The 17,649-nt window shown below is 73.7% G+C and carries 12 protein-coding genes and 1 tRNA gene; 11 read left to right on the top strand and 2 right to left on the bottom strand.

Going from position 1 to position 17,649, the window contains the following annotated elements; translation table 11 throughout:
* Positions 1 to 39: 39 nt before the first annotated feature.
* On the top strand, positions 40 to 1,380 hold the full coding sequence (locus tag ACXR8F_RS13460) for an L-lactate MFS transporter (protein WP_458801160.1): 1,341 nt from the start codon (positions 40 to 42) through the stop codon (positions 1,378 to 1,380).
* Between the two features lie 242 nt (positions 1,381 to 1,622).
* Here ACXR8F_RS13460 and selD read toward each other — a convergent pair whose 3' ends face one another.
* Positions 1,623 to 2,615 (bottom strand): selenide, water dikinase SelD, encoded by a 993-nt coding sequence (selD, locus tag ACXR8F_RS13455; RefSeq protein WP_045189911.1) that lies wholly within the window; start codon positions 2,613 to 2,615, stop codon positions 1,623 to 1,625.
* 55 nt (positions 2,616 to 2,670) lie between these two features.
* Between selD and ACXR8F_RS13450 the strand changes: the two genes are divergently transcribed.
* The 4 genes from ACXR8F_RS13450 (at position 2,671) to ACXR8F_RS13435 (ending at position 6,334) form a co-directional block, all read left to right on the top strand.
* Positions 2,671 to 2,766: transfer RNA gene (locus ACXR8F_RS13450), tRNA-Sec, on the top strand.
* 23 nt (positions 2,767 to 2,789) lie between these two features.
* Complete coding sequence (gene selA / locus ACXR8F_RS13445) at positions 2,790 to 4,100, top strand: L-seryl-tRNA(Sec) selenium transferase (RefSeq protein ID WP_458801157.1); 1,311 nt, start codon at positions 2,790 to 2,792, stop codon at positions 4,098 to 4,100.
* A complete protein-coding gene (selB, locus tag ACXR8F_RS13440; protein WP_458801156.1) occupies positions 4,054 to 5,889 on the top strand; it encodes a selenocysteine-specific translation elongation factor in 1,836 nt (611 codons plus the stop codon). The genes selA and selB overlap by 47 nt, the downstream gene beginning before the upstream one ends.
* A 4-nt stretch (positions 5,890 to 5,893) precedes the next feature.
* Entirely contained in the window at positions 5,894 to 6,334 is a 441-nt protein-coding gene (locus tag ACXR8F_RS13435; RefSeq protein ID WP_458801154.1) for a DUF1348 family protein, read from the top strand.
* 6 nt (positions 6,335 to 6,340) lie between these two features.
* On the opposite strand, the gene ACXR8F_RS13430 is transcribed toward ACXR8F_RS13435, so the two are convergent.
* Entirely contained in the window at positions 6,341 to 7,129 is a 789-nt protein-coding gene (locus tag ACXR8F_RS13430) for an IclR family transcriptional regulator (protein WP_458801152.1), read from the bottom strand.
* Positions 7,130 to 7,228: 99 nt separating this feature from the next.
* Here ACXR8F_RS13430 and ACXR8F_RS13425 point away from each other — a divergent pair, with 99 nt between their 5' ends.
* The 6 genes from ACXR8F_RS13425 to ACXR8F_RS13400 are packed head-to-tail and all read left to right on the top strand — an operon-like array spanning position 7,229 to position 17,640.
* Positions 7,229 to 8,581 carry an MFS transporter gene (locus tag ACXR8F_RS13425; RefSeq protein WP_458801150.1) on the top strand — a complete coding sequence of 451 codons (1,353 nt, stop codon included), beginning with the start codon at positions 7,229 to 7,231 and terminating at the stop codon, positions 8,579 to 8,581.
* A gap of 11 nt (positions 8,582 to 8,592) precedes the next feature.
* Entirely contained in the window at positions 8,593 to 9,759 is a 1,167-nt protein-coding gene (locus tag ACXR8F_RS13420; protein WP_458801149.1) for a cupin domain-containing protein, read from the top strand.
* Positions 9,759 to 10,607, top strand: a complete 849-nt coding sequence (locus ACXR8F_RS13415) for a fumarylacetoacetate hydrolase family protein (protein ID WP_458801148.1) — start codon at positions 9,759 to 9,761, stop codon at positions 10,605 to 10,607. Before ACXR8F_RS13420 ends, ACXR8F_RS13415 begins: the two co-directional genes overlap by 1 nt.
* Complete coding sequence (locus tag ACXR8F_RS13410) at positions 10,607 to 11,347, top strand: maleylpyruvate isomerase family mycothiol-dependent enzyme (protein WP_458801147.1); 741 nt, start codon at positions 10,607 to 10,609, stop codon at positions 11,345 to 11,347. The genes ACXR8F_RS13415 and ACXR8F_RS13410 overlap by 1 nt, the downstream gene beginning before the upstream one ends.
* 52 nt (positions 11,348 to 11,399) lie before the next feature.
* Entirely contained in the window at positions 11,400 to 12,677 is a 1,278-nt protein-coding gene (locus ACXR8F_RS13405) for an FAD-dependent oxidoreductase (protein ID WP_458801145.1), read from the top strand.
* 46 nt (positions 12,678 to 12,723) lie between these two features.
* The gene (locus ACXR8F_RS13400) at positions 12,724 to 17,640 is read left to right on the top strand and encodes an ATP-dependent helicase (protein ID WP_458801143.1); all 4,917 of its coding nucleotides are present in this window, start codon (positions 12,724 to 12,726) and stop codon (positions 17,638 to 17,640) included.
* Positions 17,641 to 17,649: the final 9 nt, after the last annotated feature.

Below are 17,649 nucleotides of genomic sequence, written 5' to 3'. Positions count from 1 at the left end.
CAACGACGCGCCGCCGGACCACCGGAAAGGGGAAGTGCTGTGAGCAGGACCGACACAGGCCTGGAACAGGGGCCGGACACCACCGGCCGGGGCGCGAACCGCTGGGTGATCCTCGTGTGCGCCGTGCTCGTCCAGCTGGCCATCGGCTCCGTCTACGCATGGAGCGTCTTCGCCAAGGCGCTGCAGAGTGATGCGGCGTTCGGGTGGTCCAAGTCCAAGGCCGCCGTGCCGTTCAGCGTCGTCATCGGCATGATCTTCGTCGGCAGCTACGTCGGCGGCCGCCTCCAGGACGCCCGCGGCCCACGCGTCGTGGCGATGACCGGCGGCATCATCTACGCCGTCGGCGTCATCCTCGCCTCGTTCGCCCAGTCGCCCGACGCCTTCTGGCTGCTCGTCCTCGGCTACGGCGTCATCGGCGGCTTCGGCCTCGGCATGGTCTACATCGTCCCGATCGCCATGCTGCAGAAGTGGTTCCCCGACAAGCCGGGCCTCATCACCGGTCTCGCCGTCGCCGGGTTCGGCTTCGGTGCGGTGGTCACGGCACCCGTCGGCCAGGCGCTCATCGACAACTCGCCCAGCGTGCCCACCAAGGCCTTCCTCTGGCTGGGCATCGGCTACCTCGTCATCCTGCTCATCTGCACGTCGGTGTTCCGCAACCCCGCGGTGCGAGCCGACTGGGGCGCCGGCACGAAGGCTGCGGCGGCCGGCCCCGCCACGACGACGCGTGACTTCACGCCCAGCGAGGCCCTGCACACCAAGCAGTGGTACCTGCTCACCGCCATCCTCACGATGAGTGTCACGGCGGGCATCTCGCTCATCGCCGTCGCCGCCGGCACGGCCAGCGACGTCGCGGGCTACTCCGCCACCAGCGCCGCGGCCTTGGTCGGCGTGCTCGGCCTCTTCAACGGCGCCGGCCGCATCCTCTGGGGCTGGCTGTCCGACATGCTCGGCAAGATGCCGGCCTTCCTCGGCATCCTCGGCATCCAGGGCGTCTGCCTGCTCCTCATCCCGCACGCCGCCAACCCGGCGATGTTCGCCGTCCTCGCGGCCCTCGTCTACACCTGCTACGGCGGCGGGTTCGGCACGATGCCGTCGACCGCAGGCACGTTCTTCGGCGTCAAGAACGTCGGCGCGATCTACGGCCTCATGCTCATCGGCTGGAGCATCGGCGGCGTCGTCGGCCCGCTCCTCATCGCCTCGCTCATCGGCAGCGACAAGGCGTACAACCTCGGTTTCACGGTCATCGGCATCATCACGCTCGTGGCGCTCGTGCTGCCGCTCGTCACGAAGAAACCGCGGGCGGTCGACGGGGCCGAGTCCGTCGACGCGCGCGGTGCCCGCGGAGGCCGTCGAGGTCGCCCCGACACTGTGCGGAGCTGAGCCGACTGAGCCGACTGAGCTACTCGCGCACGTCGGCGGGGTCGGCTGACAGCGGCAGCCCGGCCGCGAGCCATGCCTCGACCCCTCCGACGACGTCAGTGGCCCGGCCCAGTCCGATGCGCGCTGTGCTGCCGTACGCGTGTCGACGAGGAGTGCGCCGGAGCGTGCCTCCGCCCACGCCTCCCCGGGCGTGAGGCGGTCGAGGAGGCGACGAGCTTCCTGCAGCGCGTCGTCGACCCTGCTCACCGGACTCTGATCACGTGATCGCCACGGGGCACGAGCTCACCGACGACGATGCCGCCGGGCACCTCGCCGGCGACGAGGAGGCCGCCGCTCGTCTGGGCGTCGGCGAGCAGCACGAGCTCGTCGTCCCCGACCCTCGCGTCGAGGTGCGGTCGCACCCAGTCGAGGTTGCGGCGGCTGCCGCCGGGCACGAAGCCCGCCGCGAGCGACTCGCGGGCCCCGTCGAGATAGGGCACGGCCGCCGCGTCGACGACGGCTGAGACTCCCGAGGCGCGGGCCATCTTGTAGAGGTGGCCCAGCAGGCCGAAGCCCGTGACGTCCGTCGCCGCGCGCACGCCGGCCGCAACGGCAGCCCGGCTCGCGACGTCGTTGAGGGCCACCATCGACGCGACCGCGTGCGGGAACACCTCGCCGGTCGCCTTATGCCGGTTGTTGAGCACGCCGACCCCGAGCGGCTTGGTGAGGCTGAGAGGTAGTCCGGCGACGGCGGCGTCGTTGCGCAGCAGGCGTTCCGGGTCGGCGATGCCCGTCACCGCCATGCCGTACTTCGGCTCGGGGTCGTCGATGCTGTGGCCGCCGGCGACCGGACAGCCAGCAAGGCGCCCGACGTCGAGGCCGCCGCGCAGCACCTCCGCCGCGAGCTCGATCGGGAGGACGCCGCGCGGCCAGCCGAGCAGGTTGACGGCGAGCACCGGGCGGCCACCCATCGCGTACACGTCGGAGAGGGCGTTGGCTGCGGCGATGCGTCCCCAGTCGTACGGGTCGTCGACGACGGGGGTGAAGAAGTCGGCCGTCGCGAGCACCGCCACCCCGCCCTCGATGCGCACGGCCGCCGCGTCGTCCCCGGAGTCGAGGCCGACGAGCAGGTCGGGGTGGCTCGCGCCCGTGAGGTCGCGCACCATCTCCTCGAGCTCGCCCGGCGGGATCTTGCAGGCACAGCCGCCGCCGTGCGCGAACTGGGTCAGTCTCACTTGCTCCACGAGCCCGCTCATACCCACACCGTAGGTCGGCGAGTGGCCCGAGCACGCGATGGGTACGGTGGCCCGTGGAGGTGTCTGGGCACCTGGTGGTCCCCACGGTCTTCAAAACCGGTGAGACCGAGCATCTCGGTCTGGCGGGTTCGATTCCCGTCCACCTCCGCCACAGCACTTTTCGAGGAGGGCGGCGTGACGCAGACCGACCCACGGCGGCGCATCCCGCGCACCGACGCGCTGCTCGCCGACCCGGTGCTCGCCGCCGCGGTCACGCGGCACGGCGCCGACGTCGTCAAGGCCGCCGTACGCGTGGCGCAGGGCCGGGCCCGCACCGGGGAGATCGAGCCGGGCGAGGTCGCCGACGCCGCGCGCGCGGCCCTGCCGTCCCGCGCGACGACCCTGCGGCCGCTCCTCAACGCGACGGGGGTGGTCGTGCACACCAACGTCGGCCGGGCTCCGTTGTCGGCAGCGGCGATCGAGGCGGTGACCGCTGCCGCAGGCTACGTCGACGTCGAGTACGACGTGGCCACCGGTGCGCGGGCCCGGCGCGGTCGCGGCACCCTGGCTGCCCTGGGCGACGCCGTGCCCGCCGCCGGCGGCGCGCTCGTCGTCAACAACGGCGCCGCCGCGCTCGTGCTCGCCACGACGGCGCTCGCGGCCGGACGCGAGGTGCTCGTCAGCCGCGGCGAGATGGTCGAGATCGGCGACGGCTTCAGGCTGCCCGACCTCATAGAGTCCACCGGCGCGCGGCTGCGCGAGGTCGGCACGACCAACCGCACCACCGTCGACGACTACGCCGCCGCGGTCGGTCCCGACACCGGGTGCATCCTCAAGGTGCACCCGAGCAACTTCCGGGTCGAGGGCTTCACGAGCGCTGCCTCGGTCGAGCAGCTCGCCGGGGTCACGAGCCCCGACGGTGCGCGGGTGCCGCTCGTCGTCGACATCGGCAGCGGGCTGCTGCGGCACGACCCGCTGCTGCCCGACGAGCCCGACGCCGCCTCGACGCTCGCGGCGGGCGCCACGATCGTCACGGCCAGCGGCGACAAGCTGCTCGGCGGCCCGCAGGCCGGACTCGTGCTCGGTGACTCCGGCACGGTCGAGCGCCTGCGCCGGCACCCGCTGGCCCGGGCGCTGCGTGTCGACAAGCTGACCCTGGCTGCCCTCGAGGCGACGCTGCGCGGACCGGTGCCCCCCGTCACTGCCTACCTCCACGCCGAACCGGACCGGCTGCGGTCCCGCGCCGAGCGGCTCGCCGAGGCCGTGGGCGGTGCGGTGGTGCAGGTCGAGGGGCGCGTCGGTGGGGGCGGCGCGCCCGGCGTGCCGCTGCCCGGCTGGGCGGTCGCCCTGCCCGAGCAGTGCGCCGAGCGCCTGCGCACCGGTGATCCCGGAGTCGTGGCTCGGGTCGAGCGCGGGAGGTGCCTCGTCGACCTGCGCTGTGTCCCAGCGGATTCCGACGGTGACATCGAGCGAGCCGTGCTGGCGGCCCTGGCTCGCGGCGACTGACGTGCGCGTCATCGCCACCGCGGGTCACGTCGACCACGGCAAGTCGACGCTCGTCAGGGCGCTCACCGGCATCGAGCCCGACCGGTGGGCCGAGGAGCACCGCCGCGGCCTCACCATCGACCTCGGGTACGCGTGGACGACGCTCCCCTCGGGCGAGCAGGTCGCGTTCGTCGACGTCCCGGGCCACGAGCGCTTCATCGGCAACATGCTCGCCGGGCTGGGCCCGGTCCCGGCGGTGCTGCTCGTCGTCGCAGCCGACGAGGGGTGGCGTGCCCAGACGACCGAGCACCTCGCGGCCGTCGACGCGCTGGGCCTGACACACGGACTTGTCGTCGTGACGCGCAGCGACCTCGCCGACCCCGTTCCGGCGATGGCGGATGCCGTTGAGCGCGTGAGCAGTTCGTCGCTGGCCGGCTGCCGCGCAGTCGCGGTCTCGGCCCGCAGCGGAGCGGGTCTCGACGAGCTGCGTGAGTCGCTCGACGCACTCGTGGCCGGGCTGCCGGCACCCGTGGTCGACGGCCGCACCCGCCTGTGGGTCGACCGGTCGTTCACGATCCGCGGCGCCGGAACCGTCGTCACCGGAACCCTCGGCGAGGGCACGATCCGCACGGGCGACGAGCTCGTCCTGCACGACACCTCGGGGCGCGAGCGGCCCGTCACCGTGCGCGGCCTGCAGTCGCTCGAGGAGCCGCGCGACGCCATCGCCGCCGTCGCCCGCGTCGCGGTCAACCTCCGCGGGATCGCGGCTGAGGAGGTCCGACGCGGCGACCTGCTGCTCACCGCCGGCGCCTGGCGGTCGACGACCCAGCTCGACGTGCGCCTGGCCGAGGAGACGCCCGCCCGGCGGCCGCTCCACGTCATGGTCCACATCGGCACCACGGCGGTGCAGGCCCGGGTGCGTCCGCTCGGTGGCAGCGCCCTGCGCCTCGCTCTGCCCGATCCGCTGCCCGTGACGGCCGGCGACCGTCTAATCCTGCGCGACCCCGGGTCGCGGCACATCGACGGTGCGGTCGTCGTCGACGCCGACCCGCCACCGCTCACCCGGCGTGGCGCCGCGGCAGTGCGCGCCGCGGTGGTGGCCCGCCAGCACGCCGGGCCGAGCCTGGAGCAGGAGGTCGGGCGACGCGGCGCCATGACCGTCGACGCCGCGCTCGCGCTCGGTGCGACGGTGCCCGACGGCGCCCGTCCGGCCTCCAACGTCGCGCGGCGCGGGCGGTGGCTGGTGACCGACGAGACCTGGGAGCAGTGGGCCGACCGACTACGAGAGGCATTGGAGCACAAGGCCGCTCGTGATCCACTCGACCCGACCCTGACGCTCGAGGCCGCACGCGCAGCCGCCGACGTGCCGGACCGGTCGCTCCTGGCCGACCTGACGGCATACGCAGGCCTCGAGGTGCGCGACGGCCGCGTCGGCGCCCCCGGCCACCGGGAGGCGCTGCCCGAGAAGGTCGACGCGGCCCTGCGCGTCCTCGAGGCGCGCCTCGCCGACCAGCCCTTCGCTGCGCCCGAGCAGCGCGAGCTGCAGGCGTACGGCCTCGGCCCGCGCGAGGTGGCCGCCGCGGTGCGCACCGGCCGGCTGCTGCGGCTCGACGACGACGTCGTGCTGCTGCCGACCAGCCCGGCCCGCGCCATGCGGGTGCTCTCCGGCCTGCCGCAGCCGTTCACGACGAGCGAGGCGCGGGTGGCGCTCGCATCGACGCGGCGCACCGTCATCCCGCTGCTCGAGCACCTCGACGGCAGGGGCTGGACCCGGCGGCTCGACGGCTCGCACCGTGAGGTGCGACGCTGAACACATGGACCCCCGTCCGCCGCTGCCGCCGTTCACCGAGGAGACCGCGCGCCAGAAGGTGCAGGCCGCCGAGGACGCCTGGAACACCCGTGACCCCGAACGCGTCGCCGGCGCCTACACGGCGGACACCGAGTGGCGCAACCGCGACGAGCACCTCGTCGGGCGCGACCAGGTGGTGGAGTTCCTCCGCCGCAAGTGGGACCGCGAGCGGGAGTACCGCCTGCGCAAGAACCTCTGGGCCTTCGAGGGCAACCGGATCGCGGTGCGGTTCCAGTACGAGTCGCAGGACGCCGACGGGCAGTGGTGGCGCTCCTACGGCAACGAGCAGTGGGAGTTCGACGACCTCGGCTACATGCGCCGACGCGAGGCGAGCATCAACGACGTGCGCATCGACGAGGCCGACCTGCGGGTGACGCCGGGCGAGGGCGAGCTGCCGGCGTACTGACGCCCGTCACGCAGGCTCGACGCGCAGCGCCTGCTCCATGTCCCTCTCGATGTCGCGGGTCGTCAGGGCGAGAGCGCTGACGATGTCGACGAGGCGGTCCTCGCGGAAGCGCACCGTCGGCATCGACACGGTCACGGCCGCGTCGGTGCGCTCGCCGATGCGGACACCGCGACCGATCGCGGTCACGCCCGTCTCGGTGCGGTCCTTGTTGATGGCGAAGCCGCGGCGCCGCACGCCCGCCAGGTCCCTGCCGACGGCGGTGACGTCCGGGCGCTGGGCCTCGCGGCCCTCCCACCGGTCCTCCGTGAAGAGCGCCGCCAGCTCGTCGGGAGGCAGGTCGGCGAGCATCACCTTGCCGCCCGAGGCGAGGTGGGCCGGGAAGACCATGCCCTCACGGTCGCCCACGCGCAGCGACTGGTGGCACTCGACCGAGGCGACGAACCGGGCGTGGTCGCCCGCGAGGACCATGAGGTTGGCCGACTCCTCGACCCGGTCGACGAGCACCTGCAGATGGGGGAGCGCGACGGCCCGGAGCAGCGCGGTGTGGCTGCGCGAGTCGGCCTCGAGGGAGATGACGGGGCCGGCGTGGTAGCGGCGGTCGGCGCCCTGCCGGGCGAAGTCGCGGTAGACGAGCATGGACAGCAGCCGGTGCGCGGTCGAGCGGGCGACGCCGAGCCGCTCGGCGACGTCGGAGACGGTCTGCGGACCCTCGACCTGCAGGATGACGGCGAGCTGCAGGGCGTGGTCGACGCTACGAAGGGCGTACTGCGGCTTCGTCTTCAGGCCCGTGTTCATGCGGGTGATCCTCGCTCGTCTCCGGGATGTGGGACTTCTTGATTCTGCCATGCAGAATTGTCTCGTTCTGCCATGTCGAACGATCCCACCATGGTCGGCATGGCAACGACGCCCTCACCCTCGCTCCCGGCCCCCGCCCGGCGGCTCTCCAGCCGCCCCGCCTGGCTGGTCACGCTCCTCTGCTGGCTCATCGTCGTCTTCGACGGCTACGACCTCATCGTCTACGGCACGACGATCCCGTCCCTGCTCAAGGAGCGTGGCTGGGGCCTGACGCCCGCCTCCGCCGGCTTCATCGGCAGCCTCGCCTTCGCCGGCATGCTCGTCGGTGCGCTCGGCGCCGGCTACCTCGCCGACCGGCTCGGCCGCCGCCGCACGATCCTCTGGTGCACCCTCTGGTTCTCCGTCTTCACGGCCCTCTGCGCCGTCGCCTCCGGGCCCGAGGCCTTCGGGGCGTTCCGCTTCGTGGCCGGCCTCGGCCTCGGTGGCCTCGTGCCCTCCGCCAACGCCCTCACCTCCGAGTTCGTCTCCCGCCGGCGCCGCTCCGCGGTCTCGACGATCATGATGTCCGGCGTGCCCATCGGCGGCTCCGCGGCCGCCCTCGTCGGCCTGTGGCTGCTGCCCCAGCACGGCTGGCGGTCCATGTATGCCGTCGCCGTCCTCGCGGTCGTCGTCCTGCTGCCGCTCTGCGCCACCCTCCTGCCGGAGTCGCCGACGTGGCTGCGCACCCGTGGCCGGGTCGACGAGGCGGTCGCCGTCGAGGCCCGCTACGGCCTGGTCCACGACGCCGTCGAGAGCCCTGCCGCAGGTCACCACCGCCCCGGTTTCCGCTCGATCCTCAGCGGCCAGTGGCTGCGCCCCACCGTGCTCTTCGCCGTCGCCACGGTCGCCACCCTCTTCGCGTGGTACGGCCTCGGCACCTGGCTGCCCAAGCTCATGGCCTCCGACGCGCGGTTCGACATGGGCCAGCCGCTGCACTTCCTCCTCGCCCTCAACCTCGGCGCCGTGCTCGGCTCGGTCGTCACTGCGTGGGCAGGCATGCGCTTCGGTCCGCTCAAGAGCGCGATCTGGGCGGCCGCCGCCGCGGCCATGGGCCTGGCCTTCCTGCTGACCTACCCGAGCGACCTGCTGCCGGTCTACGGCGCCCTCATCCTCGCCGGCGTCGGCACCCACGGCACCCAGTGCCTCATCATCGCCGCTGTCGCCAACCACTACCCGCCCGCGCTGCGCGGCACGTCGCTCGGCTTCGCCCTCGGCGTCGGCCGCATCGGTGCGGTGCTCGCCCCCCAGGTCGGTGGCTGGCTGCTCGCCGCGAACCTCGGCGTCGGCAGCAACTTCCTCGCCTTCTCGATCGCGGCCGGCGTGGCCGCACTGCTCCTGCTCGTCACGCTCCTGGCCACCCGTCCCGCCGCCCGCGTCACCTCGGTGGGCGCCCCGGCCGAGCTCGTCCACTGAAAGGAACGACGATGTCCGCACCCTCCTCCGCCTCCTCGGTGAGCCCGTCCAGCCCGGTGAGCCTCGCCGCCGTCGACGCCCCCGACCAGCCGACCGTGACGCCCGAGCTCGAGGACCTCTACCGCGGCTTCGAGAAGGAGCTGCTCGTGCCGCTCTGGACCGAGATCGGCGACCTCATGCCCCCGCACCCGCGCTCCAAGGCGCAGCCGCACCGCTGGGAGTGGGCGACCCTGCTCGAGCTCGCCGGCCGCGCCGGTGACCTCGTGCCCGTCGGCCGTGGCGGGGAGCGGCGCGCGATCGCGCTGGCCAACCCGTCGCTCGGCGGCAAGCCGTACGCCACCCCGACCCTCTGGGCCGCGATCCAGTACCTCATGCCGGGGGAGGACGCCCCCGAGCACCGGCACACGCAGAACGCGTTCCGCTTCGTCGTCGAGGGCGAGGGCGTGTGGACCGTCGTCGGCCGCGACCCGGTGCCCATGCGCCGCGGCGACTTCCTGCCGCAGGCCGGCTGGAACCTGCACGCCCACCACAACGCGGCGGACCGGCCGATGGCGTGGATCGACGGTCTCGACATCCCGTTCCAGTACGAGGTCGAGGCACAGTTCTTCGAGTTCGGCCGCGACCAGATCTCCGACGAGGAGCGCACCACGCCCGAGCGCTCCCGCTCGCAGCGCCTCTGGGGCCACCCCGGCATCGCGCCGGTGTCCCAGCTCGGGTCGACGCCCGGCTCGCCCCTGCTCTGCTACCGCTGGGAGGACACCGACCGCGCCCTCACCGACCAGCTCGTGCTCGAGGCCGAGGGCTTCGGCGGCACCGTCGAGCACGGCCACGCCGCGATCCGCTTCACCAACCCGACGAACGGGGGCGACGTGCTGCCGACGATCCGCACCGAGTTCCACCGCGTCGCATCCGGCACCGAGACGGCCCCGGTCCGCGAGACGGGCTCGTCCGTCTACCAGGTCTTCGACGGTGCCGGCACGGTCACGGTCGGAGACGTCAGCTGGTCGGTGACGCGCGGCGACCTCTTCGTCGTCCCCTCCTGGCAGCCGCTCTCCGTCCGCTCCGAGGCCTCTGCGTCCGACTCCGACTCGGGCGCCCTCGACCTCTTCCGCTTCTCCGACGCGCCGATCTTCGAGCGCCTCAACCTCTTCCGCACCGAGACCGAAGGAACCATCTGATGAAGCTCGCCACCGTCCGCACCGCCGACGGCGCCACCCAGGCCGTACGCGTCGAGGGCCCGGTGCTCGTGCCCCTCGGTGTCCCCGACGTCGGTGCCCTTCTGGCGCAGCCGGACTGGCGCGAGATCGCCGCGGGCTCCGAGGCCGGTGCACCTGCGCTCGAAGCCGGCCAGGCGGCATACGCCCCCGTCGTGCCGCGACCGGGCAAGATCTTCTGCGTCGGGCTCAACTACCGCAACCACATCCTCGAGATGGGACGCGACCTGCCGGAGTACCCGACGATCTTCAGCAAGTACGCCGACACCCTCGTCGGTGCCGAGGACGACATCCTTCGCCCCGACGAGACCGACCAGTTCGACTGGGAGGCCGAGCTCGCCGTCGTCATCGGTGCGACGGTGCGCCGCGCCAGCACCGCCGAGGCCGAGGCCGCCATCGCCGGCTTCGCGGTGCTCAACGACATCACCGCCCGCGACTGGCAGTTCCGCACGAAGGAGTGGCTGCAGGGCAAGAACTGGGAGTCGACGACGCCGCTCGGCCCGTGGCTCGTCACGCCCGACGAGCTGCCCGGCGGCGTGCGCCCGACCCTCGCCATCCGGGCCGAGGTCGACGGTGAGGTCGTCCAGGAGGACACGACCGGCGACCTGCTCTTCGACCCCGTGGCCCTCGTCGAGTACCTCTCGACGATGATCACGCTGCGCCCCGGCGACGTCATCGCCACGGGCACCCCGGGCGGGGTCGGTCACGCCCGCAAGCCCGCCCGCTACCTCGAGGCCGGCCAGAAGGTCGTCACCGAGATCGAGGGCCTCGGTCGCTGCGAGAACGTCGTCGTCGCGGACGGGCGCAGCTGATGTCGCCCACGCTGCTCTGGTCGCGCGACCTCGTCGCCGCCGGCACGGCCCTGTTCCAGCGGGCCCTGGACGGCCTGGACGACGCATCCTTCGCCGATCCGACCGCGCTCGCCGGCTGGACCCGGGCGCACGTCGTCGCCCACGTCGCGGCGAACGCGGAGGCGCTCGTCAACCTCGCGACGTGGGCGCGCACGGACGTCGAGACGCCGATGTACGCGTCCCCGGAGCAGCGTGGGGACGCCATCGAGAAGGGGGCGCTCCTCGCCCCTGCCCGGCTGCGGGGGTGGTTCTCCGACAGCGCTGCCTGGCTCGACACGGCCCTGGGGGCCCTCGACGGAGCGGGCTGGACCCGGCTCGTGCGCACGGCGCAGGGACGCACCGTCCCGGCGACGGAGGTGCCGTGGATGCGCACCCGGGAGGTGATGGTCCACGCCGTCGACCTCGACGGTGGCGTCGGGTTCGACGACCTGCCGACGGACTTCCTCCTCAAGGTGCTGCACGACGTCGCGGCCAAGCGGTCCCGCAGCGCCGACGGCCCAGCCGTGGTGCTCGTCTCGACCGACCCCACCGACTCCGTCGACGGCACGCCGCGCAGCACGGCCTGGCCCGTCGCGGGCGCTGGGGAGCCGGTCCACGTGCGCGGACCGCTCGCCCAGCTCGCCGCGTACGCGACCGGCCGCGGGCACACCGGCCTCACTTCCGACGGGGGAGCGGTCCCGGTCCTGCCGCCGTGGCTCTGACCCCGCGAAGCCCCCTGAACCCGCTGAACGCCCTGACGACGAAGGAGTCGAGATGACCATCCACCACAACCCCACCCAGCCGGTCGACGGCATCGAAGCGATCGTCGTCGGAGGCGGCATCGGCGGCCTCGCCAACGCGCTCGCCCTCACCCGCAAGGGACTGCGCGTGCGCGTGCTCGAGCGGGCCGCCGAGTTCGGCGAGGTCGGCGCCGGCCTCCAGATCGCCCCGAACTGCACCCGGATCCTCGACCAGTGGGGCCTGCTCGACGAGGTCATCGCCCTGGGCGTCGTGCCCGAGAACCTCGTCATGCGCGACGCGGTCGACGGCTCCGAGCTGACCCGGCTGGACCTCGGCGACGCGCGCGAGCGCTACGGGTTCCCCTACGTCGTCATCCACCGCAGCGACCTGCACGGAACGCTGCTCCGGGCCTGCGAACGCGCGGGTGTCGACCTCCTCACGAACGTGGCGGTCACGGCATACGAGCAGGGGTCGGATGGCGCGACCGTCGTGCACGCGGGCGGGCGGGAGACAGCACGCGTCGTCATCGCCGCGGACGGACTGCACTCCGTCGCAAGGAAGCTCATCTCCGACGACCAGCCGGTGTCGTCGGCGTACGTCGCCTACCGCGGTGCCGTGCCGATGGGTCAGGTCGAGCAGCTCGACATCGCTCTCGACGACGTCGTCGTCTACGTCGGGCCGAAGTGCCACTTCGTGCAGTACCCGCTGCGTGGCGGCGAGATGTTCAACCAGGTCGCCGTCTTCGAGTCCCCGAAGGCCCTTGCGGGAGAGGAGGACTGGGGAACCCCCGACGAGCTCGACGCCGCCTTCGACCAGACCTGCGACAACGTGCGCGCCGGTCTGCCGCTCATGTGGCGCGACAAGTGGTGGCGGATGTACGACCGCGACCCGATCGACCAGTGGGTCGTCGGCCGCATCGCCCTCACCGGCGACTCCGCCCACCCGCCGCTGCAGTACCTCGCCCAGGGCGCGGTCATGGCGATCGAGGACGCCTGGGTGCTCTCCGAGCACGTCGGCGCCCAGCTGGAGGCCGGTGCCGACGGCAGCACGCTCGACTGGGACACCGCGCTGGCGGCGTACCAGGCGGTGCGCCCCGAGCACTGCCGGCGTGTCCTCACCACGGCGCGGGCGTGGGGGCGGCTGTGGCACCTCACCGGCGAGGACCGGCTGTGGCGCAACGACGTCATGCGGGACCGCGACGTGCGCGACTACTCGTTCGTCGACTGGCTCTACGGCCCGACCGCGCTGCGCCCGGAGGAGGAGGCGGCGATGTTCGAGCCGCTCGAGCGGCAGGTCGCCGCAGCCGTCTGAGGGTGCTGCGCGGCGCGTGTCGGCGCCGGATGGCAGGCTGGCCCTGATGGCGAGGAGCAAGCGAGCCGACGTGCTCGACCGGTTCTCTCCGGCGACCGCAGAGTGGTTCCGGAGCAGCTTCAGCGCGCCCACGACCGCCCAGGAGGGTGCGTGGGACGCCATCAGCTCGGGGCACCACTGCGTCGTCGTCGCGCCCACCGGCTCGGGCAAGACCCTCTCGGCGTTCCTCTGGGCCATCGACCGGATGGCGAGCGAGCCGGTGCCCGAGGAGCGCCTCGAGCGGTGCCGCGTGCTCTACGTCTCGCCCATGAAGGCGCTCGCCGTCGACGTCGAGCGCAACCTGCGGGCGCCGCTCGTCGGCATCGGTCACGCCGCCACCCGGCTCGAGCTGCCGCCGCCCGACATCAGCGTCAGCGTCCGATCGGGTGACACCCCCGCCAACGAGCGTCGCGCGTTCGCGCGCACCCCCACCGACATCCTCATCACGACGCCCGAGTCGCTCTTCCTCATGCTGACCTCGTCGGTGCGTGAGGCGCTCAAGGGCATCGAGACGGTCATCGTCGACGAGGTCCACGCCGTCGCCGGCACCAAGCGCGGCGCGCACCTGGCCCTCAGCCTCGAGCGCCTCGACGCGATCCTGCCCAAGCCGGCCCAGCGGGTCGGCCTCTCCGCGACGGTGCGCCCGGTCGAGGAGGTCGCGCGCTACCTCGCCGGCGGCCGTCCGGTCGAGATCGTGCAGCCCGCGTCGACCAAGCAGTGGGACCTCGACGTCGTCGTCCCCGTGCCCGACATGGGCGAGCTGTCGGGGGCAGCTGCCGAGATCTCGCCGGGGGTGCCCGACCTCTCGGGCCCGGCGGCGGGCAACGCGCCCCAGGCGAGCATCTGGCCGCACGTCGAGGAGCGCATCGTCGACCTCATCGCCGAGCACCGCTCGACCATCGTCTTCTCCAACTCGCGGCGCCTCGCCGAGCGCCTGACCTCCCGGCTCAACGAGATCTGGGAGGAACGTCTCGCCGAGCAGGAGGGGCTGCCGTCGCCGAACCTCGCGGCGCTGTCGACGCAGCCGCCGGCACAGGTCATGGCGCAGTCCGGTGCCTCGCGTGGCGCGCCCGCGGTGCTCGCCCGCGCGCACCACGGGTCGGTGAGCAAGGAGCACCGCGCCGCCATCGAGGAGGACCTCAAGGCCGGACGCCTGCCCGCCGTCGTCGCCACGAGCAGCCTCGAGCTCGGCATCGACATGGGAGCCGTCGACCTCGTCATCCAGGTCGAGAGCCCGCCCTCGGTGGCGAGCGGCCTGCAGCGTGTGGGGCGCGCCGGTCACCAGGTCGGCGCGGTCAGTCAGGGCGTGCTGTTCCCGAAGTTCCGCGGCGACCTCGTCCAGACGGCCGTCGTCGTCGAGCGCATGCGGGCCGGCGCCATCGAGTCGCTCCGCATCCCCGCCAACCCCGTCGACGTGCTGGCACAGCAGGTCGTCGCGATGTGCGCGCTCGACGACTGGACCGTCGCCGACGTCGAGGCCCTCGTCCGTCGCTCGGCGAGCTTCGCGTCGCTGCCACGCTCCGTCCTCGAGGCGACGCTCGACATGCTCGCGGGCCGCTACCCGTCCGACGAGTTCGCCGAGCTGCGCCCGCGCATCGTCTGGGACCGCGTCACCGACACGCTGAGCGGCCGCCGCGGGTCCCAGCGCCTCGCCGTCACGAGCGGCGGCACCATCCCCGACCGCGGCCTGTATGCCGTCTTCCTCGCGTCAGGCGAGGGCCCCGGTCGCCGGGTCGGCGAGCTCGACGAGGAGATGGTCTACGAGTCGCGCGTCGGCGACGTCTTCACGCTCGGCACGTCGACGTGGCGCATCGAGGACATCACCCACGACCGCGTCCTCGTCACGCCGGCCCCCGGCCAGGCCGGCCGGCTGCCGTTCTGGAAGGGCGACCAGCAGGGCCGGCCGGCCGAGCTCGGCCGCGCCCTCGGCGGCTTCGTCCGCGAGCTCGTCGGCCTCACGCCCGAGCGCGCCCGCGAGCGCGTCACCGCGGCAGGGCTCGACGAGTGGGCGGCCGACAACCTCATCGGCTACCTCACCGAGCAGAAGGAGGCCACGCGGCACGTCCCCGACGACCGCACCATCGTCGTCGAGCGCTTCCGCGACGAGATCGGCGACTGGCGGGTCGCCGTGCTGTCGCCGTTCGGTGGGCAGGTGCACGCGCCGTGGGCGCTCTGCGTGGCCGCCCGCATGCGCGAGCGCTTCGGCATCGACGTCCAGGCGATGCACGGCGACGACGGCATCGTCTTCCGCCTGCCCGACCTCGAGTTCGACGACGGCGCTGCCGTCGGCCAGCAGCTCGTCGAGCTCGTCACCCTCGAGCCCGAGGAGGTCAGCGAGCTCGTCACCCAGGAGATCGGCGGGTCGGCCCTGTTCGCAGCGCGGTTCAGGGAGTGCGCGGCGCGCGCCCTGCTCCTGCCGCGTCGCCGCCCCGACCGCCGCCAGCCGCTGTGGCAGCAGCGGCAGCGGGCCGCCCAGCTCCTCGAGGTGGCCAGCCAGTACCCCTCGTTCCCGATCGTGCTCGAGGCAGTGCGCGAGTGCGTGCAGGACGTCTTCGACGTGCCGGGTCTCGTCGAGCTGATGACCGACATCCGCTCGCGGTCGGTCAAGGTCGTCGACGTCGAGTCGAGCCAGCCGAGCCCCTTCGCGAAGTCGCTCGTCTTCGGCTACGTCGCGCAGTACCTCTACGAGGGCGACTCACCCCTCGCCGAACGTCGGGCGGCGGCGCTGGCGCTCGACCCCTCGCTGCTGTCCGAGCTGCTCGGTCAGGGCGAGGCGCTCGCGCTGCGCGACCTGCTCGACCCCGAGGCTGTCGCCCGCACCGAGGCCGAGCTGCAGCGGCTCACGCCCGAGCGCGGCGCCCGCGACGCCGAGGACGTCGCCGACCTGCTGCGGGTTCTCGGCCCGCTCTCGCTGCGCGACGTCGTGGCCCGCGCGGCCGAGGGCTTCGAGCCCGCCGCGGTCGAGTCCGCGCTCACCGAGCTCGAGGCGGCGCGCCGGGTCATCGCCGTGCGCGTCGGCGGCGAGGACCGCTGGGCCGCCATCGAGGACGCCGCCCGGCTGCGCGACGCCCTGGGCACCGCGCTGCCCGTCGGCGTGCCGCAGGCGTTCCTCGAGTCGGTGCCCGACCCGCTCGCCGACCTCGTCGCGCGGTTCGCCCGCACCCACGGGCCCTTCGCCGTGCAGACGGTCGCCGCGTGGTGGGGCGTGGGCCCGGCCGTCGTCCACGACGCCCTGCGCCGGCTCGTGTCGGCCGGTCGCGTCGTCGAGGGTGAGCTGCTGCCCACCGAGAACGGCGGCGGCCACGGCCCCGAGTTCTGCGACGCCGAGGTGCTGCGCCTGCTCCGCCGCCGCTCGCTCGCCGCACTGCGCCACGAGGTCGAGCCGGTCGCCCAGGCCGACCTCGCGCGGTTCCTGCCGCAGTGGCAGGGCGTCGGCGGTGGCCTGCGCGGGCGAGAGGGGCTGCTGCGTGCCGTCGAGCAGCTGACGGGGGCCGAGGTGCCGGCGAGCGCGCTCGAGTCGCTCGTGCTACCCGCGCGCGTGGCCGGCTACAGCCCAGCCCTGCTGGACGAGGTGATGAGCTCGGGCGAGGTCGTGTGGCGCGGTCACGGCTCGCTGCCCGGCGACGACGGCTGGGTCAGCCTGCACCTGGCCGACGCCGCCCACCTCACCCTCACACCGCCCGAGGTCGTCGACCTCACCGACGCCGAGCAGGCCGTGCTCGACGCGCTGGAGGGCGGTGGCGCGTACTTCTTCCGGGCCCTGTCGACGCGCGTGGGCCTCGGTGACACCGAGCTCAACGACGCCCTGTGGTCCCTGCTGTGGTCGGGGCGCATCACGAACGACACCATCGCGCCGCTGCGCGCGCTCCTCGCCGGCGGCCGCACGGCGCACAAGCGCACCACCTCTGGACCCCGCTCCACGAGGTATGCCGGCCGGCGGGGTTCACTCGGCCGGTTCGGCTCTCTCCGTGGCCCGCTCGCGGGCACGACGTCTGCGCAGGTCGAGGCCGCCGAGGACGCCGCGATCTCCAAGGCGCTCGCCGCCGGGCGTGCGGTCGGGTCGGGGCCGTCGACGGGTGTGGGGCGCTGGACGGCGCTGCCGGCCGCCGAGACCGACCCCACGGTGCGCGCCGTCACCAACGCCGAGCTGCTCCTCGACCGCTACGGCGTGCTGACCCGCGGTTCCGTCGCCACCGAGGACGTGCCCGGTGGCTTCGCCGCGGTCTACCGTGTGCTCGCGGCAGCCGAGGAGGCGGGCAAGGTGCGCCGCGGCTACTTCGTCGAGGGACTCGGCGCGTCGCAGTTCGCGTCGACCGGGGCCGTCGACCGGCTGCGGTCCATGTCGCGGCTACCGGGAGCGGACAGCGCCGGCGCCGACAGCGGCGGCGGCCACCGCGTCGACCCTGCGGAGGGCGACGAGTGGCTGACGCCGTCGCAACCGGCCCGACGCGGCGACCGTCGCGACCGCCCCGAACGCACCGGCCCGCCCGCCCTCGTGCTCGCTGCGAGCGACCCCGCCAACCCCTACGGAGCCGCCATCGGTTGGCCCGAGCGTGGTGTCACCGACGCGACGGACGACTCGTCCTCGGACGGTGCGGCCACCGACGACTCCGGCAAGGGCTCCCGGCGCAAGGGACACCAGCCCGGCCGCAAGGCCGGTGCGCTCGTCGTCCTCGTCGACGGCGACCTCGTGCTCTACGTCGAGCGGGGCGGCAAGACGATGCTGTGCTGGTCCGACGACCCCGACCGGCTCCAGGGTGCCGCCGACGCCCTCGCCCTCGCCGTGCGCGAGGGCGCCCTCGGCCGGCTCACCGTCGAGAAGGCCGACGGCGCCTCGGTGCTCGGCTCGGGACACCCTCTCGTGCAGGCGCTCTCGCAGGCCGGGTTCCACATGACGCCACGAGGTCTGCGCCTGCGCCGCTGAGGTGCGCCC

This window comes from Terrabacter sp. AAH1 (assembly GCF_054456855.1).
Note: the sequence above shows the minus strand (reverse complement) of the source record. Positions and strands in the feature narration are given on the sequence as shown.

Bases quoted from the DNA above. Each gene is read 5' to 3' on its own strand.
- ACXR8F_RS13405 (WP_458801145.1), top strand. From the start codon at position 11,400: ATGACCATCCACCACAACCCCACCCAGCCGGTCGACGGCATCGAAGCG.
- ACXR8F_RS13435 (WP_458801154.1), top strand. From the start codon at position 5,894: ATGGACCCCCGTCCGCCGCTGCCGCCGTTCACCGAGGAGACCGCGCGC.
- ACXR8F_RS13425 (WP_458801150.1), top strand. From the start codon at position 7,229: ATGGCAACGACGCCCTCACCCTCGCTCCCGGCCCCCGCCCGGCGGCTC.
- ACXR8F_RS13400 (WP_458801143.1), top strand. From the start codon at position 12,724: ATGGCGAGGAGCAAGCGAGCCGACGTGCTCGACCGGTTCTCTCCGGCG.
- ACXR8F_RS13420 (WP_458801149.1), top strand. From the start codon at position 8,593: ATGTCCGCACCCTCCTCCGCCTCCTCGGTGAGCCCGTCCAGCCCGGTG.
- ACXR8F_RS13410 (WP_458801147.1), top strand. From the start codon at position 10,607: ATGTCGCCCACGCTGCTCTGGTCGCGCGACCTCGTCGCCGCCGGCACG.
- ACXR8F_RS13430 (WP_458801152.1), bottom strand. From the start codon at position 7,129: ATGAACACGGGCCTGAAGACGAAGCCGCAGTACGCCCTTCGTAGCGTC.
- ACXR8F_RS13415 (WP_458801148.1), top strand. From the start codon at position 9,759: ATGAAGCTCGCCACCGTCCGCACCGCCGACGGCGCCACCCAGGCCGTA.
- selD (WP_045189911.1), bottom strand. From the start codon at position 2,615: ATGAGCGGGCTCGTGGAGCAAGTGAGACTGACCCAGTTCGCGCACGGC.